The following is a 23929-nucleotide window of genomic DNA, read 5'->3' as shown; positions in this document are numbered from 1 at the left end:
CGAGGCGCGCAGGCTCTTAACCATGGCGATCGACACCACAAATCCCGTCCCCGATTCGCTCGACACCCCCCGGCTGTCGACGCGCGACAAGCTCGTCCTGTTCGTCCTGTGCGCCGCCCAGTTCATGGTCGCGCTGGACTTCTCCGTCCTCAACGTCGCCCTGCCCGTCCTCGGCGCTGACCTCGGTATGAGCCAGTCCGCATTGCAGTGGGGGGTCACGGCGTTCGCGCTGCCGTCCGGCGGCTTCCTGCTCCTGTTCGGCCGGATCGGCGACCTGTACGGCCGCCGGAAGCTGTTCCTCGCCGGCCTCGCCCTGTTCGGCGCCGCCTCCGTGCTCGCGACCTTCGCCTGGGACCCGGCGTCCTTCCTCGCCGGACGCGCGCTGCAGGGCCTCGGCGCGGCGGCGATCGTGCCGACCGGCATGTCCCTGCTGACCACGACCTTCCCCGAGGGCCCCGCCCGCGACCGTGCGCTGGGCATCTCCGGCACCCTGCTCTCGCTCGGCTTCACCGTCGGCATGGTGGCCGGTGGCACCCTCACCGACACCTTCGGCTGGCGCTCCACGATGGGCCTGCTCTCCCTGTTCGCCCTGATCGTGCTCCCGCTGGCCCCCGGCCTGCTCCCCGAGTCCCGCACCCCGTACCGCCCCCGCCTGGACGTACCCGGCGCGATCACGGTCACCGGCGGCCTGCTCTCCCTGATCTACGCCCTCTCGACGGCCGCCGACCACGGCTTCGGCCGCGCGGACGTCATCGTCACCCTGATCGCGGGCCTGCTGCTCCTCGCCGCCTTCGTCAAGATCGAGTCCCGTACCGCACAGCCCCTGGTGTCCCTTCCCATGCTGCGCCGCCGCACGGTGGCGTGGGGCAACATCGGCGGTCTGGTCACCTTCTCGATGATGTCGACCGTGGTCTTCGTGCTGACCCTCTACCTCCAGGAGGTCCTGCACCTGTCGGCCTTCGAGACCGGCCTGGTCTTCGGGGTCCAGGGCGTCCTGTCGGCGGTCGCCGGCACCTACGCCCCCAGGGTCATCGGCCGCTTCGGCCCACGCCGCACACTGGTCGGCTCGCTCGTCGGCCAGGGCATCCTGATCGCCGCCCTGCTGGGCCTGGGCACCGGGAGCTGGTCCGTCTGGCTCGCCACGGCCGCCGTCTCCCTGGCCAGCATGTGCCACCTCGGCGCGATCATCTCGTACGGCATCACCGTGACCTCCGGTGTCCCGGACGAGGAGCAGGGCCTGGCCACCGGCCTGGTCACCTCCACCCAGCAGGTCGGCATCACCGTGGGCATCCCGCTGCTGGGCGTCCTCGCCACCACCTCGGACGACCTGCTCTCCGGCGTCCACACGGTCCTCGCCCTGGACGCGGTGATCGTCCTGGCGGCCGCGGTACTGGTCGCGACGGGACTGCGGGTGCGCTCAGGGGCGGTCGAGGCGGAGCCGGTCGGCGCGCGGTAGACCGGCCACCACCAGGTCGTACGAGTCCTCGACGAGCTCCCGGACCAGACGGTCCGGGAGTTCGGCGTCGACGGTGACGGTGTTCCAGTGGCGCTTGTTCATGTGGTAGCCGGGGGCGATCAGCCCGGGGTGATCGGCACGCAGCCGGATCGCGTCCTCCGGGTCGCACTTGAGGTTGACCTTCAGGGGCCGCGCCTCCAGGTTCGTCAGGGCGAAGAGCTTGCCCAGCACCTTGAAGACCGAGGTCTCGGGGTTGAACGGGAAGTCCTCCACCACCGCGTTGAACGACAGACAGAGGGCGCGCAGCTCCTGAGGGCTCACTCGGACTCCTTCTCCTCCACGGCCGGTTCGAGGGCCCCCACCGGCTCCACCAGGACCGTCACGATCTTGTTGCGGCGACCGGCGGCGGCCTCCGCGGTCAGCCGCAGTTCGCGCCCGTCCGGGAGCTCGACGACCGCGGACGCCCCGGCGATGGGCACACGGCCCAGTGCCTTCGCCAGCAGCCCCCCGACGGTCTCCACGTCCTCGTCGTCGTACTCGTCGAGCCCGTACAGCTCGCCCAGGTCGGTGATGTCGAGGCGGGCGGTGACCCGGTGCCGGTCGTCGCCGAGATCCTCCACCGGCGGCAGCTCGCGGTCGTACTCGTCGGTGATCTCACCGACGATCTCCTCGAGGATGTCCTCGATGGTGACGATGCCGGCCGTGCCGCCGTACTCGTCGATGACGACGGCGACATGGTTGCGGTCCTGCTGCATCTCGCGCAGCAGGTCGCCGGCGTTCTTGGTGTCGGGCACGAAGGCCGCGGGCCGCATGGCGGTGGAGACCAGCTCGGACTCGGCGTCCCGGCTGATGTGCGTCTTGCGGACCAGGTCCTTCAGATACACGATCCCGACGATGTCGTCCTCGCTCTCCCCGGACACGGGGATGCGCGAGAAGCCCGAGCGCAGAGCGAGGGTCAGCGCCTGGCGGATGGTCTTGTAGCGCTCGATGACGACGAGATCGGTCCGCGGGACCATCACCTCCCGCACCAGCGTGTCGCCCAGCTCGAAGACCGAGTGCACCATCCGGCGCTCCTCGTCCTCGATCAGCGACTCCTTCTCGGCGAGGTCGACCAGCGCGCGCAGCTCCGCCTCGGAGGCGAAGGGGCCACGGCGGAAGCCCTTGCCGGGGGTGAGCGCGTTGCCGATGAGAATCAGCAACGACGGGATCGGGCCCATGATCCGGGCCAGCGGGAGCAGGATGTACGCGGCCGCGGTCGCCGTGTTGAGCGGGTGCTGACGCCCGATGGTGCGCGGGGAGACGCCGACGGCGACGTACGACACGAGCACCATGACCCCGATCGCGACCAGCAGGGCGCGGGTGGTGCCCGGCAACTCCTGGAGACAGGCGTAGGTGACCAGGGCGGCCGCCGCCATCTCGCACGCGACCCGCACCAGCAGCGCCACGTTGAGATAGCGGGTCGGGTCGGCGGCGATCTGCGCGAGCTTGGCGCTGCCGCGCCGGCCGTTGCGTACGGCTTCCTCGGCGCGGAAGCTGGAGACGCGCGCGAGGCCCGCCTCCGCGCAGGCGGCGAGCCAGGCGACGACGACCAGGGCGATCGCGCCGGAGACGAGGGGCAGGCTCATGAGACGGTCGGCGCGGGGGACGGGCCGGTGAGCCCCTTCTCCTGCCGCCACCCGTCCACGATGGCCGCCTGCAGACCGAACATCTCGGCCTTCTCGTCCGGCTCCTCGTGGTCGTATCCGAGCAGGTGCAGCACACCGTGGACGGTGAGGAGTTGGAGCTCCTCGTCCATGGAGTGCTGCGTCTCGGCCTCCTCGCCCTGCCGCTTGGCGACCTCGGGACACAGCACGATGTCGCCGAGGAGGCCCTGCGGGGGTTCGTCGTCGTCCTTGCTGGGCGGCCTGAGCTCGTCCATCGGGAAGGACATGACGTCGGTGGGCCCCGGCAGGTCCATCCACTGGATGTGCAGCTGCTCCATGGCGTCGGTGTCCACGACGATCACCGAGAGCTCGGAGAGCGGGTGGATGCGCATCCGCGCGAGCGCGTAGCGGGCGATGTCGAGGATCGCCTGCTCGTCGACCTCGGTTCCGGACTCGTTGTTGACGTCGATCGACATGGTGCTGGCTTGTCTACTTCCGCTTGTTCCGGCCGCCCTTGTGGGTGCCGTTCTCCGTACCGTTCTCGTTGTCGTACTTCTCGTACGCGTCGACGATACGGCCGACCAGCTTGTGCCGTACGACGTCCTGGGACGACAGGCGGGAGAAGTGCACGTCGTCGAGCCCCTCCAGGATGTCCTGGACCTGGCGCAGACCCGACTTGGTGCCGCTGGGCAGGTCGACCTGCGTCACATCACCCGTGATCACGATCTTCGAGTCGAAGCCGAGGCGGGTGAGGAACATCTTCATCTGCTCGGGGCTCGTGTTCTGGGCCTCGTCCAGGATGATAAAAGCATCATTAAGCGTGCGCCCCCTCATGTACGCCAGCGGCGCGACCTCGATCGTTCCGGCCGCCATCAGGCGTGGGATGGAGTCCGGGTCGAGCATGTCGTGCAGGGCGTCGTACAGCGGGCGCAGGTACGGGTCGATCTTCTCGTAGAGGGTGCCGGGCAGGAAGCCCAGCCGCTCTCCCGCCTCGACCGCGGGGCGGGTCAGGATGATGCGGTTGACCTGCTTGGACTGCAGAGCCTGCACCGCCTTGGCCATGGCGAGGTAGGTCTTGCCGGTACCGGCGGGGCCGATGCCGAAGACGATCGTGTGCTTGTCGATCGCGTCGACGTACCGCTTCTGGTTGAGGGTCTTGGGGCGGATGGTGCGGCCGCGCGAGGACAGGATGTTCTGTGTGAGCACTTCGGCCGGGGTCTCCTGGCCGTCGCTCGTCCCGTTCTCGCTCGCTCGCAGCATGGCGATCGAGCGTTCCACTGCGTCCTCCGTCATCGGCTGTCCGGTGCGGAGCACCAGCATCATCTCGTCGAACAGACGCTGGACGAGGGCGACGTCCGCCGCCTCGCCCGTCGCGCTGATCTCGTTGCCCCGGACATGGATGTCGGCCGCCGGGAAGGCCTTCTCGATCACGCGCAGGAGGGAGTCGCCGGATCCCAGGACCGTGACCATGGGGTGCTGGGCGGGGACCGTGAACTGTGCTCTCGCCTGCCCCTGCGCGGGGCTGTGACCTGTGGGTGTCTGAGTCATGGGCCGGCGCTCAACGCCTGCGGTTCCTCCTCGTCATGGCCGCGCAGTGGAAGGCGGCCTCGCGGTTTCAAGGGTACGACGGTGCACCGACAACGCCGTAGGGCTTTTCGAGGGTCGGGGCGCCCTGTATGCAGCGGTGAGCCCTGCATGCTCCCCCGGGCCCCCGGCAAGAATGCGCTCACTGCCATGTGTGTTCGACGTTCTCGACCGTTCGAGGAAGGAAGACCGTGCTGCTGCGTCTGCCCACGTCCCTGCCCGAGGCACAGGAGTGTCTGACCGACGGGGCGATCCCCGTCGGCGGTGCCACGCTGGTGTGGGCCGCCTGGCAACGCGACGGCTTTCCGCAGCAGGCCGTGTCGCTGCGCGAGGTGCCGGAGGCGAACGTGCTCGGGGCCGGGGAGGTGGGGGCGGCGGTTCTGCTGCACCGGATCGACGAGCGGGTGCCGGAGGTGCTGCACCGGGCCGCGGCCGGCATCGGTACGGGGGCCGTGCGCCGGGCCGCCACGGTCGGCGGGAACATCGTCGGCAGCACCCTGCGCTGTCTGCTGCCCGCGGCGCTCGTTCTGGACGCCCGCGCGCAGGTGCTGGCGGCGGAGGGGCCGTTCGATGCGGACCTCGCCGAACTGATCGCCAAGAAGCCGCTGCTGCTGAGCCTGCGCTGGCGCGATCCGCTCGTCAGCGGCTATCGCAAGGTGGCCGAGGCCCCGGGTGGCCCGCCGCCCCTGGTCGTCGCCACGGCCGTCCACGCGGACGACCGCCCGGTCCTGCGCGTCGCCGTCCGCGACGGCTACGAGTTCCTGAGCGAGAGCGTGCCGTGCGACGCGGGCGCGGACAGCGTGCTCGACATGTTGAGCGGTACGACGATCGCGGCGCTGCCCGCCGCGGCCCGCGAGGTGGTCGGGGAGCAGGTGCTGTCGGTACTGGAGCGGGCGGCCGGACACTGACGAGCCGCGAGTCAGACACCCCGGCGGCGACACGGTCCGGCCCCGACCTACCGCGGCACCGGCCGACCTCCCGACGAGCCGCAGGGACGGGTCGACCGGTGGCGATGTCACCCGGCCCGACCTCGCCCACCCCCGAACCGACCCCGCGACCCGGAGACGGGCCCCAGCTACAACCCCCACGGCCCCGACCTCCCACGGCTTCGACGGGCCGACCCCCTGGACAAGCCGTAGGAACAGACCCGCCCAGCGGCCACACCACCCGGCCCCACCTCGCCCACCCCCCGAAACCGACCCCGCCGAACACGGAGACGGGCCCCCAGCTACAACACCCGCGGCGCCCACGGGCCGACCCCCTCGACGAACCGCGGGAACAGACCCGCCCGGCGGCCACACCACCCGTCCCACCCTCAGGCCGACCGGCCGAACCCGATCGTCGGGACCGCTCGTCGTAGCGGCCAGCCCGGGGACTCCTCCTCGGGGACCAGGTCCGCCAGGAACGCGTACCGTCGCAGCGCGGTCGGGTCCTGGGAGTCGACGGACTGGACCTTGCGCCACCAGGCGCCGATCTCGGACCAGCCCGGTGCGGACAGGGAGCCGCCGAACTCCTGGACGGAGAGCGCGGCGGTCAGGCCCGCGAAGGCCAGGCGGTCCGCCAGCGGCCAGCCCGCGAGGGTGCCGGTGACGAAGCCGGCCACGAAGACGTCCCCGGCGCCGGTCGGGTCGAGCGCCGCGACCTCGATCGCCGGGACCTCGGCGGTCTCCCCGGTCCGCCGGTCCACGGCGTACGCGCCCTCCGCGCCGAGGGTGACCACGGCGAGCGGTACGTGGTCGGTGAGCGCGTGCGCGGCCTCCCGGGGGCAGCCGGCGCCGGTGTAGCGCATCGCCTCCTGCGCGTTTGGCAGGAACGCCTCGCAGTGTTCGAGGTCGGCGAGGCCCGCCAGGTCCCACGCCCCGGTCTCGTCCCAGCCGACGTCGGCGAAGATGCGGGTGCCCTCGTGTGCCGCCTGAGCGATCCAGGGGGCCCGCTTTCCCGGCTCGAGGGACGCCACCGCCGCCCGCGCGCGTGGGGGGCAGCCGGGCGCGCCCTCCTGGATGAGCACGGCCTCCGGGGGCGGCTCGTGGCCGTGGGAGACCATGGTGCGCTCGCCCTCGTAGGCCATCGACACGGTGACCGGGGAGTGCCAGCCGGGGACCGTGCGGGACGGAGTGAGGTCGATGCCCTCGCCCTGTTCCAGGGCGTCCCAGCAGTACTCGCCGTAGTGGTCGTCGCCGAAGGCCGCGGCCAGCGAGGTGCGCAGCCCGAGCCGGGCCAGGGCGGTGGCCATGTTCGCCACACCGCCGGGGCTGGACCCCATCCCGCGAGCCCAGGACTCGGTCCCGCGCACCGGGGCGGACTCGAGCCCGGTGAAGATGATGTCGAGGAACACGGTGCCGGTGAGATAGACGTCCCAGGGCGGATCGTCGGGTACCCGCAGAGCTGCGAGAGGGTCGACGCGGGCCTGGCCCTGCCCGGTCCCTCCGAAGTGCGACGGTCCCTTTCCGGTGGACGCGTTGGACGCGATCACGGTGCGCTCCCTGGACGTGGTGCGGATCAGGCCAGTCTGCACCACACCGCCGACAACGCGTCGGCGCTCACCCGCGACCCGCCCGCCACGTCAGGCCCGTCGCAGGTCCCGGGCGCGCCGTCCGGGCCGTGTCACGGCCCGCCTCCGCAGACCGGCAGAACAGCAGACGCGGCGAGAGGGGCCGTACGTCCAAGCGCCGTCACTACCAGCGAGGCACGTCCGGCGTGACCCAGCCCGGCTCGGCCACCCGCATGGCCGCGGCGTCGTCCCGCTCCCGCAGTGAACCGTCGTCATCGAGCCACCGCCGATGCAGGAACTCCACCTTCTCCCGGTCGAGTTCGACGCCGAGGCCGGGCGCGTCGGAGACCTTCACGGCCCCGTCCTCGAAGCTGAGGCGCTCGGTGAGCACGTCCTCCGACTGCCACGGGTAGTGCGAGTCACAGGCGTGGTGGAGGTTGGGCACGGTGGACGCGACATGCGTCATCGCAGCCAGCGAGATCCCCAGATGTGTGTTGGAGTGCATGGACACTCCCACCCCGAACGTCCGGCAGATCGCGGCGAGTTGCTGGGTGTTCCGCAACCCGCCCCAGTAGTGGTGGTCCGAGAGCACCACCTGGACCGCGTTCTTGGCGAACGCCTCCTTGATCTCCGCGAAGGTCGTCACGCACATGTTGGTGGCCAGCGGGACATCGGTCTTGGCGGAGACCTCGGCCATGGCCGCCGTCCCCAGCGCGGGATCCTCCAGGTACTCCAGAACATCGCCGAGCTCCGCGGCCACCTTCAGCGAGGTCGACACGCTCCAGGCCCCGTTGGGATCGAGCCGCAGCGGGTGCCCGGGAAACGCCTCGGCCAGCGCCCTCATCGCCGCGATCTCCTCGTCCGGCGGGAAGACCCCGCCCTTGAGCTTGAAGGACGTGAAGCCGTAGCGCTCCGTGAACAACCGGGCCTGCTCCACCACCCCCGCGGGGTCGACAGCCGCTCCCCAGTCGTCCTTCTCCGAGACGACGCCCTCAGGATGCGAGGCCCACTTGTAGAACAGGTACGCGCTGTACTCGACCGCGTCCCGCACCTTGCCCCCGAGCAGCGCGTGCACCGGCAGCCCGAGCGCCTTGCCCAGCGCGTCGAGACAGGCCACCTCGAAGCCGGAGACGACGGACAGACGCAGCTTGTCGGCGGTCTGCACTCCCCGCAGCCCGCCGACGTCCACCTGCCCGGAGACCCGGGAGGAATCGACCGCCACCTGGTCCGCGACCGTGAACAGTCCGTTCAGATCCCCGACCTGACGTCCGATCAGCTTCGCGGCGAAGGGGCGGGCCAGCTCCAGGTACTTGGTGTCGCCGTACGTCTCCCCGACGCCCGTGACCCCGTCCGCGGTCTCGACCTCGACGATCAGCCGGGGCGTGTACGGCTGGTGGACGCCCTGTGTGTTCAGCAGCGGCGGATCGGCGACGAGGATCGGCGTCAGCCGGACATCGGTGATCGTGAGGTTCACAGTGCGGCTCCTACGAGGTCGAGACCGGCGGTCAGCAGCAGGCGGAGGTCGGCCAGGTCGGCGTCCGACGGATCGGTGAGCGGCGCGCGCACCGGCCCGACCGGACGTCCCCGCAGTCGTGCCGCCGCCTTCACCAGCGAGACGGCGTATCCGGGCACGCGGTCGCGGAGTTCGACGAGCGGGACGTAGAAGTCGCGCAGCAGTTTCTCGACCGTGCCGTCGCCCTTGTCGCCGTCGCGCAGGGCGGTGAAGAAGGCGTTCGCGATCTCGGGGGCGAAGGCGTGGACGGCGGAGGAGTAGGCGGGGACACCGACGGTGGCGTAGGCGCGGGCCTGGATCTCGGCGGTGGAGGCGCCGTTGAAGAACAGGAAGCCTTCGGGGGCGGCGAGCGTGAGGCGCTGGAGCCGGTCGAGGTCGCTGTGTCCGTCCTTGAGCCCGATGACACCGGGGATCGCGGCGACCCGCCTGAACGCGCTCACGCCGAAGGCGACTTGACCACGCTGGTAGGCGATGAGCGGCAGCCGCGTCCGCGCCGCGATCTGCTCCAGCTGCGCGACCAGCCCGTCCTGCGGGGCGGCGACCAGGTAGTGCGGGAGGACCAGCAGCGCGTCCGCGCCCGCCTCCTCGGCGATCCGGGCGAAACGAACGGCCTGCGCCCAGCCGTAGCCGATTCCGGCGACGACGGGCAGCCGGCCGCCGGCCTCCTCGACCGCGATGGTGACGACCTGCCGGTACTCGTCCTCGTCCAGCGAGAAGAACTCACCGGTGCCGCAGGCGGGGAAGAGCGCGCCGGGGCCGGTGGCGATCTGGGCGGCGACATGGGCGCGGAAGCCGTCCGGGTCGAGGGTGCCGTCGTCGTGGAAGCTCGTGAGCGGGAACGACAGCACACCGCGTGCCATGCCGTCCCGCAGTCGTCGGGCCGTGTCCGGGTCGAGGGTCACCCTCATTCATCTCCCCATGTAGACCATATCTACGTATGGAGATGAAGGTTAGATATGCGAATCCCGTCCGTCAATGGGTCGGCACGGGGTTCGGGGGGCCTATTACCATCGGCGCATGTCAGAGACAGGTGGCGTCCGCGAGGTGAAGTCGGCGGCCCGCACGGTCGAGCTCCTCGAACTGCTGGCCGCGCGCGGCGACCGCCCGGCCCGGCTCCAGGAGCTCGCGGACGCGCTGGCGGTGCCGCGCAGTTCGATGTACGCGCTGCTCCAGACCCTGATCTCGCGCGGCTGGGTCCGCACCGACATCACCGGCTCCCTCTACGGCATCGGCATCCACGCCCTGCTCACCGGCACCAGCTATCTGGACTCCGACCCGCGGGTGCGGGTCGTACGGCCGTATCTCGACGAGGCGTCCCAGGCGCTGGGCGAGACGATCCACATGGGCCGGCTCGACGGCCGGGACGTGGCCTATCTGGCGACGCGCGAGTCGCACGAATACCTGAGGACGATCAGCAGGGTGGGCCGCCGGCTGCCCGCGCACGTCGGCGCCCTGGGCAAGGCGCTGCTGGCCGAGTGGCCCGACGAGAGGCTCCCCGAGGGGCCGTACGAGGCACTCACCCCGAACTCCCACACCACCCGCGAGTCCCTGCTGACCGACCTCGCCGCGGTCCGCGCACGCGGCTACTCGATCGACCGCGAGGAAGGCGTCCTCGGCATCGTCGGCTTCGGGTTCTGTCTGCGCTACGACTCCCCCGCACAGGACGCCATCAGCTGCTCGGTCCCGGTCGCGCGTCTGACGCCGGAACACGAGCAGCAGATCATCGCGGTGATGCGCGAGATCAGGGGCAAGATCGAGGCGACGGCGCCGGGCGCGGGCGGCGCGTCCAGCTGGCGTTAGCGGGCCCCCGGGGCGCTCGCTTTTACCCGGCTTCCCTCATCCCAAACGAAACGTGAGCCACATCACGCACCCTGGGCTTCTTCCGCAACCGCGTGCTTGATACAAATTCTTCGCGCGTTCCTGTCCGTCGACGGCCTGCGCTCCACCCCCTTTTGAGCCGCTTCTTTCGCATGCCCTGGGAACGCCCGTGTCCGCCCCACGCACCACCCTGCCCTGGCCCCTCATTGCCCTTTTCACGGCCGGGTACCTCGCCCCCTACCTCCTCCCGACCACCGTCGGCAGGCTCGACTCCGGGCTTGCCCTCACCGCCACCGAGGCGGGCGCCGTCGGCAGCGCGCTGCTGCTGAGTTCGGCGGCGGCAGGCTTCCTGCTCGCCTCCCGCGTCGACCGCTTCGGGCCCCGCACCCTCGCCCGCATCGGCCTCACCCTCGCCGGTCTCGGCTACGGCGGCGCCGCCCTCGCCCACGCCGTCCCGGCCGTCGTCGTGGGCGCGCTGATCGGCGGCTTCGGATCCGGTACGTCGACGGCGGTGGCCGCCACCGGCATCGCCGCCCAGCCGGACCCGCACCGCACCACCACGGTCGGCCTCCTCGGCGTCTCCGCACTCGCGGGCGCCGTCTACCTGACCGTCCCCCACCTGGGCCCCGGCCACGGCCAGCCGTTGGCCGCGATCGCCCTCACCGCGCTGGCGGTCTGGCCCCTGACGGGCCGTCTCCCCCTCGCCACGGCCCCCGCCCGAACCCGGGAGACACCCGCCCCGCTCCCCCACCCCCGGGCCGGCCTCCTCCTCGCCGGCACCCTGCTCTGCTGGTCCCTCGCCCAGAACGCCCTCTGGGGCGTCAGCGGCCGCATCGGCCTCACCCAGGCCCACCTCTCCGAGGCGACCGTCGGCGCGGTCTTCGCGATCGCCCTCGGCGCGGGCCTGCTGGGCGTCGTCGGCGCGGGCGCCCTGGGCCCACGCCTCGGCCGCGCGCTCCCCGTCGGCGGCGGCACCGTCCTCATCGCCGCCTGCATCGCCCTCAGCGCCTCCGCGACCGACCTGCCGTCCTTCGCGTCCGGCGAGATCGCGTGGAACACGCTCTACCCGATCGTCCTGTCGTACGTCATCGGCCTGGCCGCGTCCCTGGATCCCCGCGGCCGCTGGGCGGTCCTGGTCGGCTCGGCCTCGTCATTGGGTACGGCAGCGGGTCCCCTGACGGGAAGCCTGCTCGCATCCGAGGCCGGCTTCACCGTGATGGGCACGGTCCTGGCAGCGGGCCTGCTGCTGATAGCCGTACCGATGACGGCGGTGGCGATGGGCGCGGGCAGGCGCGCGCTGCCGGTGGTGGAGATCCCGGTGGAGACCCAGGCCTACGACAAGGCGACGGCGGCGTGAGGCGCCCCTTCAGGGGCGCGGGGCTGTGTCAATATGCGGCTCCGCCGCGTGGGCGCGACCAGCCCCCACCGGCCCGCACCCCGACAAAGCACCTCAGAACTCGTACGTATCAACTTCCGCAAGATACCGGGCCCGCAGCTCCTCATCATGCTCCAGGAAGGACGCGAGGAAGGAGTTGCGGGCCAGCTCCCGCAACGTCTCCTCGCCCAGGCCCAGCGCCGAGCGCACCGCGTCGAAGTTGTCCCCCGCATACCCCCCGAAGTACGCCGGGTCGTCGGAGTTCACCGTGCAGAGCAAGCCGGCGTCCAGCATCGCGGGCAACGGATGGTCGGCGAGCACGTCGACCGTACGAAGCCGCACGTTGGACAACGGACACATCGTCAGCGGTATCCGGTCCCGCACAAGACGAGCCACCAGTTCCGGGGACTCCATGCACCGCAGGCCGTGGTCTATTCGCTCCACCCCGAGCACGTCCAGTGCCTCGACGATGTACTCCGGCGGGCCCTCCTCCCCGGCGTGAGCCACCCGCCGCAGCCCCAGCTCCGCCGCGGCCTCGTACACCTCGCGGAACTTCACCGGAGGATGCCCCACCTCGGCGGAGTCGAGCCCCACACCGACGATCCGGTCGAGATACGGCTTGGCGGCCGCGAGGGTCTCGAGAGCGGACTCGGCGGACTCGTCCCGCAGGAAGCACATGATCAGCTGCGTGGAGACGCCGTGCACGGCCTCGCTGCGGGCCAGCGCCCGCCACAGCCCCTCGACGACCGTCCCCATCTCCACGCCCCGCGCGATGTGCGCCTGCGGGTCGAAGAAGATCTCCGCGTGCCGCACCCCCTGCGCGGCGGCCCGGGCGAGATAGGCGTTCGCCAGGTCCTCGAAGTCCCGCTCGGTGCGCAGGACGGCCATGAGCTCGTAGTACAGGTTCAGAAAGGACTGGAGGTCCTCGAACCGGTACGCCTCGCGGAGCGTGTCCGTGTCGGCGTACGGCAGCTCGACGCCGTTGCGCGCGGCCAGCTCGAAAGCCAGCTCCGGCTCCAGGGTGCCTTCGATGTGCAGGTGCAGTTCAGCTTTGGGGAGGGACATCAAAGCATCGTACGGCTGCTTTATCGCCGTTTCGGAACCGGGACCCGCAGGAGGTCGTGGGCCACGGTCAGCTCGCCCTCGTAGCCGGCCGCCCGCGCCTGCCGCTCGAACTCCTCCGGTTCGGAGTAGCGCTGACTGAAGTGCGTGAGCACGAGATGCCGTACGCCGGCGTCCCGGGCGACCCTCGCGGCCTGACCGGCGGTCAGATGGCCGTGCTCCACGGCTAGTTGCTCGTCCTCGTCAAGGAAGGTCGACTCGATGACGAGCAGGTCGCAGCCCTCCGCGAGGGCGTGGACGCCGTCGCAGAGGCGGGTGTCCATGACGAACGCGAAGCGCTGACCCCGGCGGATCTCGCTGACGTCGTCGAGAAGGACGCCGTTCAGAGAGCCCTCCCTCTGGATCCGTCCGACGTCGGGCCCCTTGATGCCGTGCGCGGCGAGGCGGTCGGGAAGCATGCGGCGGCCGTCGGCTTCGCTGAGGAGATAGCCGTAGGACTCGACGGGATGGGAGAGCTTGCGGGCCTGGAGGGTGTAGCCGCCGGTGCGCGCGATGACCCCGTCCTCGCTGACCGGTGCCTCGGTGAGCCGGACGGTCTCCCGGTACGCCGTCGCGTATCGCAGCCGGTCGAAGAAGCGCTGCCCCGACTTCGGGTAGTGGGCGGTGACCTCGTGCGGGACCCGGTCGAGGTTGATGCGCTGGATCACGCCCGCGAGGCCGAGGGAGTGGTCGCCGTGGAAGTGGGTGACACAGATACGGTTGAGGTCGTGGGCGGCGACCCCGGCGCGCAGCATCTGACGCTGGGTGCCCTCTCCGGGGTCGAGGAGGATGCCCTCGCCGTCCCACCGCAGCAGATAGCCGTTGTGGTTGCGGTGCCTTGTGGGGACCTGGCTGGCTGTGCCGAGGACGACCAATTCACGTACGGACACCGTGGGTTATCCGGGCGGCCAGTGCAGACCGCGGCCGCCGATCACGTGGGCGTGGGCGTGCCAGACGGTCTGGCCGGCGCCGCTGCCGGTGTTGAAGACCGTGCGGTAGCTCTCCAGCTTCTCGTCGTCGGCGACGGCCTGGGTCTCGCGCAGGACGTCGGCGGCGAGCTCGGGCGCGGCGGCGGCGAGCACCGCGGCGGTCTCGTAGTGGGCCTTGGGGATCACCAGGACGTGGGTGGGTGCCTGGGGGTTGATGTCCCGGAAGGCGACGGTGGTGTCCGTCTCCCGGACGATCGTCGCCGGGATGTGGCCTTCGACGATCTTGCAGAACAGGCAGTCGTCCTGGGGTTCCCCTGGCATGGTGTTCCTTTCGCCTCGGATCTCGGGGGCATCTTAGTCAGGCAGGGTCGGCGGAATCTTGGCAGGACTGCTCTCCAGTGCCTCCAGGGCGATCCGCACCGCCTCGTCCAGCTGTGCGTCCCGGCCGGCCGCGTGGTCCTGCGGCCTCTGCACCACCTCCACGTCCGGGTCCACCCCGTGGTTCTCCACGCCCCACTCGTAACCCTCCAGCCAGAACGCGTACTTGGGCTGGGTGATCAGCGTGCCGTCGACCAGGCGGTAGCGGCTGTCGATGCCGATGACACCGCCCCAGGTGCGCGTTCCGACCACCGGGCCGATGCCCAGCGCCTTGATCGCCGCGTTGACGATGTCGCCGTCGGATCCCGAGAACTCGTTCGCCACCGCCACGACGGGACCGCGTGGCGCGTCCCTCGGGTAGCTGTAGGCGCGCATCCCGCGCGGCAGCGCCCAGCCGACGATCCGGCGGGCCAGCTTCTCGACGACCAGCTGGGAGGTGTGGCCGCCGCGGTTCTCACGGACGTCCACCACGAGCCCCTCACGGGCCACCTCGACCCGCAGGTCGCGGTGGATCTGGGCCCAGCCCGGGGCCTGCATGTCCGGGACGTGCAGATACCCCAGCCGCCCGCCGGACTTCTCGTGGACGTGGGCGCGGCGGTCGGCGACCCAGGCGTGGTAGCGCAGGGGCTCCTCGTCGGAGATCGGGACGACGACCGCGTGCCGCAGCTCGCCGCCGCCGGACGGGGAGATGGTGAGCTCGATCGGTTTGCCCGCCGTGCCGACCAGGAGCGGGCCGGGGCCCGTGACCGGGTCGACCGGGTGGCCGCCGACCGCGACGATCGCGTCCCCGGCGCGGACCGCGACGCCGGGCGCGGCGAGCGGGGAGCGGGCGTCGGGGTCGGAGGTCTCGGTCGGCAGGATGCGGTCGATGCGCCACTGTGCCGACCCCTGGGGGCCGTCCTCGTGGCGGGAGATGTCGGCGCCGAGCAGGCCCTGACGGGGGCCGTGACCGTGGCCGCCGCGGGGGGTGACGTAGGCGTGGGAGGTGCCGAGTTCGCCGTGCACCTCCCAGAGGAGGTCGACGAGGTCGTCGTGGGTGGCCAGCCGGTCCAGGACGGGGCGGTAGCGGTCGAGCACGCCGTCCCAGTCGACACCGCTCATGTCCGGACGCCAGAAGTGGTCGCGCATGATGCGGCCGGTCTCCGCGTACATCTGGCGCCACTCGGCCGACGGGTCGACGGTCTGGCGGATGCGGCCGAGGTCGACGCTGATGTTCGTGTCGCTGTCGTCGTCGTTCGAGGCACGGCGGTCGCTCGGTACGACCTTCAGGCGGCCGTCGGTCCACAGCAGGACCCGCTTGCCGTCGCCGCTGACGGCGAAGTGGTCGGCGTCGACGGCGAGGTGCTCGAGGCGCTGCTGGGCGAGGTCGTAGCGCTGGAGGTCGGTCTTGGGGTCGGGGTCGTCCGGGGTGGCCCGGGAGGAGCCGAGCACGCCTTGGACGGGGTGCCGGAGCCACAGGACGCCGTCCTTGGCCGCGCGGAGGTTGGAGTAGCGGCCTGCCTCCACCGGGAACGGCACGATCCGGTCGGCCAGGCCCTCCAGGTCGATACGGGTGGCCGGGGTGCCCTCGCTGTCGGGGGTCTCGTCCTTGTCGGGGGCCTCGAAGGGGCGGCCGTGGCGCTGCGGGCCGAACGGGGACGGCGTGGTCGCGGCCAGGGTGATCAGGTGCGGGCGGTCACCGACCACGAAGGCGAGGTCGAAGACGTGCTCGTCGTAGACCGGGTCGAAGGAGCGGTTGGACAGGAAGGCCAGGTGCTTGCCGTCGAGGGTGAAGGCGGGGGCGTAGTCCTGGAAGCGCAGCGGGGTCGCCTCGGTGACCGACAGGTCGGTGGTGTTGGCGAGGCGGAGCTGGCAGAGCGGGGCGGGGCCGGGGTGCGACCAGGCGAGCCAGGCCGAGTCGGGCGAGAACGTCAGCCCCCGTACGTCGCCGTCCTCGCTGCGGTCGACCTCGCGGACCTCACCGGTCTCCCGCTCGACGAGCAGCACGCGGCCGTCGTGCGCGGCGACCGCGGCCCGGCTGCCGTCGGGGGCCATGGCGAGACCCAGGACGCGGCCGAGCTGTCCGGCGGCGAGACGGCGCGGGGTGGCGCCGGGGGCGAGTCCGGTGGCGGGCGCGAACTCCAGGGCGTCGTCGCCCTCCGCGTCCGTCACCCACACCACCCACTCCTCGCCCTCCGTGCGGAAGGTGCGCGGCAGCCGGGCCCGGACGCCGGGTTCGGCGGCGAGGGCGCGGGCCGGGCCCGAGCGGTGGGTGACCCAGTGGACGGCACCGCGCACCGCGACCGCGCTGCCGCGCGCGGTGTGGTCGGGGGCGGCCGAGCCGAACCAGCGGGAGGCGTCCACCGGGAACGGCTGCCGGTCGGCACGCTGTCCGCCGAGCCGGACCTCCAGGCGGCGCGGTTCGGCCCCGTCGAGGTCGTCGAGGATCCACAGCTCGCCTGCGGAGGTGTAGACGACCCGGGTGCCGTCGCCTGCCGCGTGCCGGGCGTAGTAACCGTCGAGGGGCGTGTGCCGTCGCAGGTCGGAGCCGTCGGCGAGGGAGGAGTAGACGGCCCCGGTGCCCTCGTGGTCCGAGAGGAAGGCGATCCGGTCGCCCGCCCACACGGGGTACTCCAGGTTCCCGTCCAGCTCTTCATGCAGCCGTACGAACTCGCCGTCGCCCTCGGGATCGATCCACAGCTTGCCCGCCGTACCGCCCCGGTAGCGCTTCCACCAGGCGGCCTCCCGGCCCATGGGCGCGGAGAGGATCACGGTCGCCGGTCCGTACGCGACCTGGCCGACCGGCCCGTACGGCAGGGTGGTGCCGGGGCCGCCGTCGAGCGGGACGGTGTGCGCCCAGCTGCGGCGCAGGCTGGCCTGGCCGTGGGTGGTGATCGCGAGGACCTCGCCGTCCGGGGTCCAGCCGCGCACCTGGGTGCGCGCACTGCCCCAGTGGGTCAGCCTTCTGGACGGTCCGCCGTCGACCGGGGCGATGTGCACCTCGGGGGCGCCGTCGCGGGCGGAGGTCCAGGCGACGGTCGTGCCGTCGGGCGAGATACGGGGGTGGGTGACCGGCACGTTGTCCGCGCTGACCCGCCAGGCACGCCCGCCGTCGAGCGGCGCGAGCCACACGTCGTCCTCGGCGGTGAAGGCCACCAACTCGCCCTGCAGGTGCGGAAACCGGAGATATGCAGACGTCGCAGGCTGTGTCACCCGATCACCCTATGCAAGGGCGGTCCCCGTGCACAGAGGTTTCGATCACTTGCCGTCGGGCCAGCACTGCGGGTCCTTCTGGCACCAGATCGTCTTGGTGACGGTCACGGTGACGGTCGCGCCGGGCTGTCGGGGGTTGTCGACGGGCGGGGTGGGTGTGGCGCTGCAGTCGCCGAGACCCTCCACGTGGAACCACTGCTTACCGCCGACGGTGGCGGTGAGGTCCCCGCGCACACACGCGCCGCTGACGGTCCGCGTCACCTTGCCCTTGACGGTGATGTCCTTGCCGTCCCTCGTCTTCCCGTCGCAGTTGACGGTGGCGACGGTGTTCACACTCGCGCTCGGTGTCCGGTCGCCGTTGTCGTACGAGGCCGTGCAGGTCAGCCAACTCACGTCGGCCTTCTGCCGGTTCAGCTCCTTGGTGACCAGCTGGTCGGTGGTGTACGACACGGTCGCGGAGCTGACCACCCCGGTCGGATCACACGCGGCGACCCCGCCCACGGCCAGCACGGCACCCCCGATCACACCCGCTGCTCGCACCCCGCGCGGCCGACGCCAGTTCCGTCTCAACGCCACCATGCAGGGCAGCCTGCCACTGTCCCGCCCGGGACGGTAGGGCGCATACGGCCACCTGTGCGCCGGTCGGGCTACGGTGGGCGGATGCGCAAGGACCGTGCGGCGAGAACGCTCGTCGTGGACGACCGGACGACCTACCTGTGGAGCGTCCGGCACAAGCACCGCGACAGCGACGTCTGCCGGGATGTGCTCCACCTGGTCCTCGACGGGGTCCGCACCCGGATCGTCTTCCGGGAGGGCGAGCGAGGGGCCATCTCCGGCGGCTACTCGTACGTCGGCTGCGTGGCGACCGGCCCCGGGAAGCTGCTCAACCTCAACGAACCCGGTGTCGTACGCCATCTGATCGACGAGGCGACGGACCGCGGACTCCTGCCCGGTGCGGCCGAGTTGGACGGCTGGGATCTCTTCGACGCGGTGCTCAGGTACGCAGCAGCAGCCACTCCTGGAGCTCCACCAGGTTGCCCTCCGGGTCCTTGAGGTGGGCGACGCGCATGCGGTCCGTCATCGGGGACGGGCCGTGCAGGAGGGTGGCGCCGCGGGACGCGATCTGCTCGCAGTAGGTGTCCAGGTCGTCGACGCGAAGCACGACCAGGGAGCGGTGGCCGGTGGCCGTGTCGCCCAGTTCGCCGAGGACCGCCGCCATCATCGACCGGTCCTGCAGGGCGATGCCCGCCGAGCCGGTGGCGGGGCTGAACTTCTCGTACGGCCCGCCCGTCGACCCCGACTGGGGCTTGAGGCCGAGGACCTCGGCGTAGAAGCGGTAGCAAGCGGCGAAGTCGGTGACGAGCAGGCGTACTTGGGCGAGTTCCACAGCCGTCCTTCTTGGGGTCAGGACCAGCGGCCGGTGCGGCCGAGGAGCAGAGCGGTCGCCGCGGTTCCGGCGGTCGAGGTGCGCAGCACGGTGGGCCCGAGGACGTAGGCGCGCGCACCGGCCTCCTCGAAGAGCGCCAACTCGTCCTTGGCGACGCCTCCTTCGGGGCCGACGACCAGCACGATCTCCCCCTCGTCGGGGAGTTCGGCGGTGGCCAGCGGCTCGCTGCCGCGGTCGAAGTCGGAGTGGAGAACGGCGGCGAAGTCGGCTTTGGCGAGAAGTGCGGCAACCTGTTTGGTCGTCGCCGCGTCCGCGATATCCGGGAAGCGGACCCGGCGGGACTGCTTGCCGGCCTCGCGGGCGGTGGCCCGCCACTTGGCGAGCGCCTTCAGGCCCCGGTCGCCCTTCCACTGGGTGATGCAGCGGGCCGCCTGCCAGGGGACGACGGCGTCGACGCCGACCTCGGTCATGGTCTCGACGGCGAGTTCACCGCGGTCGCCCTTGGGGAGGGCCTGGACGACGGTGATGCGGGGCTGTGCCCGGGGTTCCTCGGCCACCGAGTCCAGCTGGACGATCAGCCGGTCCTTGCCCTCGGCGGCGAGCACCACGCAGTCGGCCCAGCGTCCGGCCCCGTCGGTGAGGATGACGTCCTCGCCGGCCTTGAGCCGCTTCACGGAGACGGCGTGGCGCCCTTCGGGGCCGTCGAGGACGTAGCGTCCGCCGCCGTCCGCGTCGAAGTGCTCGACCACGAACACCGGTGCGGTCATCGCAGGTCCCCCGTGCCTGACAACGCTGTCCTGGCGGCGTCGAGTTCGGCGGCGAGTATCTCCACCAGCTGCCCCGCGGGCAGCTCGCGTGCCATCCGGTGCCCCTGCCCCGCCCACAGCGCCATGCCCTGGGCGTCCTTGGCCTTGGCGGCGGCCTTCCGGAGCGGGGCGGTGAGGTGGTGGACCTCGGGGTAGGCGGCGGGCGCGTACGGTCCGTGCTCGCGCAGGAAACGGTTGACCAGGCCACGAGCCGGTCTGCCGGAGAAGGCGCGGGTCAACTCGGTGCGGACGTAGAGGGGATTGGTCAGCGCCTGCTTGTGCACGTCGTGGGCGCCGGACTCGTGCGTGGCGAGGAACGCCGTGCCGAGCTGGGCCGCGCTCGCGCCCGCGGCGAGGACGGCGGCGATCTGGCTGCCGCGCATGATGCCGCCGGCGGCGACGATCGGGATGGTCACCGTCTCCCGGATCTGGGCGACGAGGGAGAGGAGTCCGAGGCCGGAGCCGTCCTGCTCGGGCAGGTCCCGGTGGGTGCCCTGGTGCCCGCCGGCCTCCACGCCCTGCGCGATGACGGCGTCGGCGCCCGCGTACTGCACGGCGAGCGCCTCTTCGGGGGTGGTCGCGGTGACGAGGGTGTAGATGCCGGCGCGGCGCAGCGACTCCAAGGTCTCACTGCTCGGGATGCCGAAGTGGAAGGAGACCGCCGGCACGGGGTTGTCGAGGAGTACGGCGAGCTTGGCGTCGTATCCGTCGTCACGGCCGCTGTCGGGGTCGCCGAGCTCGGTCTCGTACCAGGTGGCCTCGCCGGCGAGCTGATGGGCGTAGACCTCGACGGCCGCCGGGTCGGCATACTCGGGTTGCGGCATGAAGAGGTTGACCCCGAAGGGCAGCCCGGTCAGGCCGCGCAGCTGCTTGATCTCCTGGTACAACCCGTCGGCCGTCTTGTACCCGGCGGCGAGGAACCCGAGCCCGCCCGCCTCGGACACGGCGGCGGCGAGCCGCGGCACGGAGACGCCGCCCGCCATGGGGGCCTGCACGATCGGATGACGGAAGAGACCGGTCAGCGCGGAGGACATGACGGCATGTTGTCACGTCCTCCGAACAAGTCCGAATCGGCCCTTCGACAGCTCACGTACGACCGCTGAAGGCGTCCTTCAACCGGGAGAACAGCCCCTGCTGACCAGGCTGACTGTGTCTGCCCGGGGGACGACCCCCGGACCCCCGGCAGTCGTCCCACAGCTCACGTGCGACCGTTGAACGCGTCCTTCAACCGGGAGAACAGCCCCTGCTGACCAGGCTGGAACTGCCCCGTGGGCCGTTCCTCGCCGCGCAGCTTGGCCAGCTCGCGCAGGAGGCGCTCCTGCTCGGGGTCCAGCTTGGTCGGGGTCTGGACCTCGACGTGGACGATGAGGTCGCCCCGGCCGCCGCCGCGCAGGTGGGTGACGCCCCGGCTGTGCAGCGGGATCGACTGGCCGGACTGGGTACCGGGCCGGATGTCGACCTCCTCCATGCCGTCCAGCGTCTCCAGCGGCACCTTCGTGCCGAGCGACGCCGCCGTCATCGGGAGCGTGACCGTGCAGTGCAGGTCGTCGCCGCGCCGCTGGAACTGCGAGTGCGGGAGCTCGTGGATCTCGACGTAGAGGTCACCGGCGGGACCGCCACCGGGACCGACCTCGCCCTCACCCGCGAGCTGGATCCGCGTGCCGTTGTCCACACCGGCCGGGATCTTCACGGTCAGCGTGCGGCGCGAGCGGACCCGGCCGTCGCCGGCGCACTCCGGGCACGGGGTCGGGACCACGGTGCCGAAGCCCTGGCACTGCGGGCACGGCCGGGACGTCATGACCTGGCCCAGGAAGGACCGCGTCACCTGCGACACCTCACCGCGGCCGCGGCACATGTCACACGTCTGGGCCGAGGTACCGGGCGCCGCGCCCTCACCGCTGCAGGTGGTGCAGACGATCGCCGTGTCGACCTGGATGTCCTTCGTGGTGCCGAAGGCCGCCTCGTCGAGCTCGATCTCGAGACGGATCATCGCGTCCTGACCGCGCCGGGTGCGCGAACGCGGACCCCGCTGCGACGCCGTACCGAAGAACGCGTCCATGATGTCCGAGAAGTTCCCGAACCCACCGGCCCCGAAGCCGCCCGCGCCACCGCCGCCGGCCTGCGAGAGCGGGTCGCCGCCGAGGTCGTAGACCTGCTTCTTCTGCGGGTCCGACAACACCTCGTAAGCGGCGTTGATCTCCTTGAACCGCTCCTGGGTCTTCGGATCCGGGTTGACGTCCGGGTGCAGCTCGCGCGCGAGCCGACGGAACGCCTTCTTGATCTCATCCTGCGACGCGTCGCGGCGCACGCCGAGAACGGCGTAGTAGTCCGTGGCCACTTACGACTCCGCCAGGATCTGTCCGACGTACCGTGCCACTGCGCGTACCGCTCCCATCGTTCCCGGGTAATCCATGCGGGTCGGTCCGACCACGCCGAGCTTGGCGACTGCCTCGTTGCCCGAACCGTAGCCGACCGACACCACTGAAGTGGAGTTGAGTCCCTCATAGGCGTTCTCGTGACCGATGCGTACGGTCATGCCCGAATCCCCCGCCTCGCCAAGGAGCTTGAGGAGGACGACCTGCTCCTCCAGGGCTTCCAGGACGGGCCGGATGGTGAGGGGAAAGTCATGTCCGAAGCGGGTGAGATTGGCGGTGCCGCCGATCATCAGCCGCTCCTCGTTCTCCTCGACGAGTGTCTCCAGGAGGGTGGAGAGCACTGTCGTGACCGTACCCCGGTCCTCGACGTCGAAGCCTTCGGGCAGGTCCTCGACCAGTCGCGGCACATCGGCGAACCGCCGACCGGCGACCCTGCTGTTGAGCCGGGCCCGCAGATCGGCGAGCGAGGCCTCCCCGAAGGGCGCCGGACAGTCGACCATGCGCTGCTCGACCCGGCCGGTGTCCGTGATCAGCACGAGCATCACGCGGGCCGGGGCGAGCGAGAGCAGTTCCACATGCCGCACGGTCGAGCGGGTGAGGGACGGGTACTGCACGACGGCGACCTGCCGGGTCAGCTGCGCGAGCAGCCGCACGGTCCGGGCCACGACGTCGTCGAGGTCGACCGCGCCGTCGAGGAAGTTCTGGATGGCGCGCCGCTCGGGCGCGGTCATCGGCTTGACGCCCGCCAGCTTGTCGACGAACAGCCGATAGCCCTTGTCGGTCGGGATCCGCCCGGCGCTGGTGTGCGGCTGGGCGATGAACCCCTCGTCCTCCAGGGCCGCCATGTCGTTGCGCACGGTCGCCGGGGAGACGCCGAGGTTGTGCCGCTCGGTCAGGGCCTTCGAGCCGACCGGCTCCTCGGTGCCGACATAGTCCTGGACGATGGCGCGCAGCACCTGGAGCCTGCGTTCACTCAGCATCGCGCACACCTCCAGAAGTCGTTCCCTTGACGCCTCGCCTGGCACTCTGTCCGTCCGAGTGCCAGCGCTCCCCGGCCAGTGTACGGCGGTGGGGCAGTCCCTGGGCAAGGCTGGTCCCGGCGTGACGGGTTGTACGGATAGCGTCGCTGTATGACGGTGACTTGGGAAGAGCTCGGGTGGGAGCGGGTCGCGACCGGGGTGGGGCGGTGCCGGCTGCCCGGCTGGGACTGTACGGCGGGCCTGGTGATCGGCGAGGGAACGGCCCTGCTGATCGATTCCGGCTCCGGCCTCGCGGAGGGCGCCCGACTGCGCGCGCAGGCCGAGGAACTCGCCGGCCATCGTGTGACCCATCTCGCGCTCACCCACCCCCACTTCGACCATGTCTTCGGGGCGGCGGCGTTCGCGGGGGCGGAGGTGTTCGGCGCGGTGGGTGTGGAGACGGTGCTGAGGGGACGGCTGGGCCGTGCGGAGCTGCGCGCGGACGCGGTGCGCAACGGACTGGACGCGGCGGTGGCCGACGAGGCGGTGGACGCCCTCGTCTCTCCCCGGCATCACGTCTCCGGCGAGTGGACGCTCGACCTCGGCGGCGGCCGCCAGGCGCTGCTGGCGAACGTCGGTCCCGGCCACACCGCCCACGACCTCGCCGTGCTCGTCCCGGGTTCCCCGGAGGTCGTCTTCTGCGGCGACCTGGTCGAGGAGTCGGGCGAACCGCAGGCGGGCCCGGACGCCGTACCGCCGCACTGGCCCGCCGCGCTGGACCGGCTGCTGGAGCTGGGCGGCGCGGACGCGCTGTACGTGCCCGGTCACGGAGCGGTGGTGGACGCGGCGTTCGTCCGGGCGCAACGGGACGCGCTGGCGGCCCGCTTCGGCGTGTCGTAACCACTCCTGGGCCGCTTCTCCT

At 71.5% G+C, this 23929-nt stretch carries 23 protein-coding genes; 6 read left to right on the top strand and 17 right to left on the bottom strand.

Going from position 1 to position 23929, the window contains the following annotated elements:
- Nucleotides 1-22 precede the first annotated feature (22 nt).
- The gene (locus tag BFN33_RS07100; protein WP_069759048.1) at nt 23-1456 is read left to right on the top strand and encodes an MFS transporter; all 1434 of its coding nucleotides are present in this window, start codon (nt 23-25) and stop codon (nt 1454-1456) included.
- On the opposite strand, the gene BFN33_RS07095 is transcribed toward BFN33_RS07100, so the two are convergent.
- The 4 genes from BFN33_RS07095 to BFN33_RS07080 are packed head-to-tail and all read right to left on the bottom strand — an operon-like array spanning nt 1418 to nt 4647.
- Nucleotides 1418-1777: an MmcQ/YjbR family DNA-binding protein gene (locus BFN33_RS07095; protein WP_069759047.1), complete on the bottom strand. Its 360-nt coding sequence runs from the start codon at nt 1775-1777 to the stop codon at nt 1418-1420. The two genes, BFN33_RS07100 and BFN33_RS07095, sit on opposite strands and share 39 nt — an antisense overlap.
- Nucleotides 1774-3081: a hemolysin family protein gene (locus tag BFN33_RS07090; protein WP_069759046.1), complete on the bottom strand. Its 1308-nt coding sequence runs from the start codon at nt 3079-3081 to the stop codon at nt 1774-1776. Before BFN33_RS07090 ends, BFN33_RS07095 begins: the two co-directional genes overlap by 4 nt.
- Complete coding sequence (ybeY, locus tag BFN33_RS07085; RefSeq protein ID WP_007381932.1) at nt 3078-3575, bottom strand: rRNA maturation RNase YbeY; 498 nt, start codon at nt 3573-3575, stop codon at nt 3078-3080. The genes BFN33_RS07090 and ybeY overlap by 4 nt, the downstream gene beginning before the upstream one ends.
- A 13-nt stretch (nt 3576-3588) precedes the next feature.
- Nucleotides 3589-4647: a PhoH family protein gene (locus BFN33_RS07080; RefSeq protein WP_079140705.1), complete on the bottom strand. Its 1059-nt coding sequence runs from the start codon at nt 4645-4647 to the stop codon at nt 3589-3591.
- 227 nt (nt 4648-4874) lie between these two features.
- Here BFN33_RS07080 and BFN33_RS07075 point away from each other — a divergent pair, with 227 nt between their 5' ends.
- Nucleotides 4875-5591, top strand: coding sequence for an FAD binding domain-containing protein (locus BFN33_RS07075; RefSeq protein ID WP_069759044.1), 717 nt, complete (start codon nt 4875-4877; stop codon nt 5589-5591).
- Nucleotides 5592-5998: 407 nt separating this feature from the next.
- Here BFN33_RS07075 and BFN33_RS07070 read toward each other — a convergent pair whose 3' ends face one another.
- From BFN33_RS07070 to BFN33_RS07060, 3 genes are all read right to left on the bottom strand, one after another.
- Entirely contained in the window at nt 5999-7156 is a 1158-nt protein-coding gene (locus tag BFN33_RS07070) for a carbohydrate kinase family protein (protein ID WP_069759629.1), read from the bottom strand.
- Between the two features lie 202 nt (nt 7157-7358).
- Entirely contained in the window at nt 7359-8648 is a 1290-nt protein-coding gene (locus BFN33_RS07065) for a glucarate dehydratase family protein (RefSeq protein ID WP_069759043.1), read from the bottom strand.
- Complete coding sequence (locus BFN33_RS07060; RefSeq protein ID WP_370743257.1) at nt 8645-9595, bottom strand: 5-dehydro-4-deoxyglucarate dehydratase; 951 nt, start codon at nt 9593-9595, stop codon at nt 8645-8647. Before BFN33_RS07060 ends, BFN33_RS07065 begins: the two co-directional genes overlap by 4 nt.
- Nucleotides 9596-9704: 109 nt before the next feature.
- Between BFN33_RS07060 and BFN33_RS07055 the strand changes: the two genes are divergently transcribed.
- Complete coding sequence (locus BFN33_RS07055) at nt 9705-10487, top strand: IclR family transcriptional regulator (RefSeq protein ID WP_079140704.1); 783 nt, start codon at nt 9705-9707, stop codon at nt 10485-10487.
- 187 nt (nt 10488-10674) lie between these two features.
- The gene (locus BFN33_RS07050) at nt 10675-11862 is read left to right on the top strand and encodes an MFS transporter (protein ID WP_069759040.1); all 1188 of its coding nucleotides are present in this window, start codon (nt 10675-10677) and stop codon (nt 11860-11862) included.
- Between the two features lie 93 nt (nt 11863-11955).
- Here BFN33_RS07050 and BFN33_RS07045 read toward each other — a convergent pair whose 3' ends face one another.
- From BFN33_RS07045 to BFN33_RS07025, 5 genes are read right to left on the bottom strand one after another with little or no spacing between them, the layout of a single operon-like run.
- Nucleotides 11956-12945 carry an adenosine deaminase gene (locus BFN33_RS07045; protein ID WP_069759039.1) on the bottom strand — a complete coding sequence of 330 codons (990 nt, stop codon included), beginning with the start codon at nt 12943-12945 and terminating at the stop codon, nt 11956-11958.
- 20 nt (nt 12946-12965) lie between these two features.
- Nucleotides 12966-13871, bottom strand: coding sequence for a ribonuclease Z (locus BFN33_RS07040; protein ID WP_069759038.1), 906 nt, complete (start codon nt 13869-13871; stop codon nt 12966-12968).
- A 6-nt stretch (nt 13872-13877) separates the two neighbouring features.
- Nucleotides 13878-14231 (bottom strand): histidine triad nucleotide-binding protein, encoded by a 354-nt coding sequence (locus BFN33_RS07035; RefSeq protein WP_069759037.1) that lies wholly within the window; start codon nt 14229-14231, stop codon nt 13878-13880.
- Nucleotides 14232-14264: 33 nt separating this feature from the next.
- A complete protein-coding gene (locus tag BFN33_RS07030) occupies nt 14265-17480 on the bottom strand; it encodes a S41 family peptidase (protein ID WP_069759036.1) in 3216 nt (1071 codons plus the stop codon).
- Between the two features lie 45 nt (nt 17481-17525).
- Entirely contained in the window at nt 17526-18059 is a 534-nt protein-coding gene (locus BFN33_RS07025) for a hypothetical protein (protein WP_069759035.1), read from the bottom strand.
- A gap of 81 nt (nt 18060-18140) precedes the next feature.
- Here BFN33_RS07025 and BFN33_RS49540 point away from each other — a divergent pair, with 81 nt between their 5' ends.
- Nucleotides 18141-18533 (top strand): hypothetical protein, encoded by a 393-nt coding sequence (locus BFN33_RS49540; RefSeq protein ID WP_088245279.1) that lies wholly within the window; start codon nt 18141-18143, stop codon nt 18531-18533.
- On the opposite strand, the gene BFN33_RS07020 is transcribed toward BFN33_RS49540, so the two are convergent.
- The 5 genes from BFN33_RS07020 to hrcA form a co-directional block, all read right to left on the bottom strand.
- A complete protein-coding gene (locus BFN33_RS07020; protein WP_069759034.1) occupies nt 18475-18867 on the bottom strand; it encodes a VOC family protein in 393 nt (130 codons plus the stop codon). The two genes, BFN33_RS49540 and BFN33_RS07020, sit on opposite strands and share 59 nt — an antisense overlap.
- A 17-nt stretch (nt 18868-18884) precedes the next feature.
- Entirely contained in the window at nt 18885-19634 is a 750-nt protein-coding gene (locus BFN33_RS07015; RefSeq protein ID WP_069759033.1) for a 16S rRNA (uracil(1498)-N(3))-methyltransferase, read from the bottom strand.
- On the bottom strand, nt 19631-20707 hold the full coding sequence (locus BFN33_RS07010; protein WP_069759032.1) for a nitronate monooxygenase: 1077 nt from the start codon (nt 20705-20707) through the stop codon (nt 19631-19633). Before BFN33_RS07010 ends, BFN33_RS07015 begins: the two co-directional genes overlap by 4 nt.
- A 164-nt stretch (nt 20708-20871) precedes the next feature.
- On the bottom strand, nt 20872-22011 hold the full coding sequence (gene dnaJ, locus BFN33_RS07005) for a molecular chaperone DnaJ (RefSeq protein WP_007381949.1): 1140 nt from the start codon (nt 22009-22011) through the stop codon (nt 20872-20874).
- Nucleotides 22012-23028 carry a heat-inducible transcriptional repressor HrcA gene (hrcA, locus tag BFN33_RS07000; protein WP_057615852.1) on the bottom strand — a complete coding sequence of 339 codons (1017 nt, stop codon included), beginning with the start codon at nt 23026-23028 and terminating at the stop codon, nt 22012-22014.
- Nucleotides 23029-23178: 150 nt separating this feature from the next.
- On the opposite strand from hrcA, the gene BFN33_RS06995 reads away from it, so the two are divergent.
- A complete protein-coding gene (locus tag BFN33_RS06995; protein WP_069759031.1) occupies nt 23179-23907 on the top strand; it encodes an MBL fold metallo-hydrolase in 729 nt (242 codons plus the stop codon).
- Nucleotides 23908-23929: the final 22 nt, after the last annotated feature.

This window comes from Streptomyces sp. LUP47B (assembly GCF_001746295.1).
In the GTDB taxonomy this organism is placed as follows: Bacteria; Actinomycetota; Actinomycetes; order Streptomycetales; family Streptomycetaceae; genus Streptomyces.
The sequence above is the reverse complement of the archived record's forward strand: the minus strand, read 5'-3'. Positions and strand labels throughout refer to the sequence as shown.

Coding starts and splice junctions, on each gene's coding strand:
- BFN33_RS07080 (WP_079140705.1), bottom strand. CDS start 4,647: ATGACTCAGACACCCACAGGTCACAGCCCCGCGCAGGGGCAGGCGAGA.
- ybeY (WP_007381932.1), bottom strand. CDS start 3,575: ATGTCGATCGACGTCAACAACGAGTCCGGAACCGAGGTCGACGAGCAG.
- BFN33_RS07035 (WP_069759037.1), bottom strand. CDS start 14,231: ATGCCAGGGGAACCCCAGGACGACTGCCTGTTCTGCAAGATCGTCGAA.
- BFN33_RS07045 (WP_069759039.1), bottom strand. CDS start 12,945: ATGTCCCTCCCCAAAGCTGAACTGCACCTGCACATCGAAGGCACCCTG.
- BFN33_RS06995 (WP_069759031.1), top strand. CDS start 23,179: ATGACGGTGACTTGGGAAGAGCTCGGGTGGGAGCGGGTCGCGACCGGG.
- BFN33_RS07015 (WP_069759033.1), bottom strand. CDS start 19,634: ATGACCGCACCGGTGTTCGTGGTCGAGCACTTCGACGCGGACGGCGGC.
- BFN33_RS07055 (WP_079140704.1), top strand. CDS start 9,705: ATGTCAGAGACAGGTGGCGTCCGCGAGGTGAAGTCGGCGGCCCGCACG.
- BFN33_RS07010 (WP_069759032.1), bottom strand. CDS start 20,707: ATGTCCTCCGCGCTGACCGGTCTCTTCCGTCATCCGATCGTGCAGGCC.
- hrcA (WP_057615852.1), bottom strand. CDS start 23,028: ATGCTGAGTGAACGCAGGCTCCAGGTGCTGCGCGCCATCGTCCAGGAC.
- BFN33_RS07090 (WP_069759046.1), bottom strand. CDS start 3,081: ATGAGCCTGCCCCTCGTCTCCGGCGCGATCGCCCTGGTCGTCGTCGCC.
- BFN33_RS07060 (WP_370743257.1), bottom strand. CDS start 9,595: ATGAGGGTGACCCTCGACCCGGACACGGCCCGACGACTGCGGGACGGC.
- BFN33_RS07025 (WP_069759035.1), bottom strand. CDS start 18,059: ATGGTGGCGTTGAGACGGAACTGGCGTCGGCCGCGCGGGGTGCGAGCA.
- BFN33_RS49540 (WP_088245279.1), top strand. CDS start 18,141: ATGCGCAAGGACCGTGCGGCGAGAACGCTCGTCGTGGACGACCGGACG.
- BFN33_RS07100 (WP_069759048.1), top strand. CDS start 23: ATGGCGATCGACACCACAAATCCCGTCCCCGATTCGCTCGACACCCCC.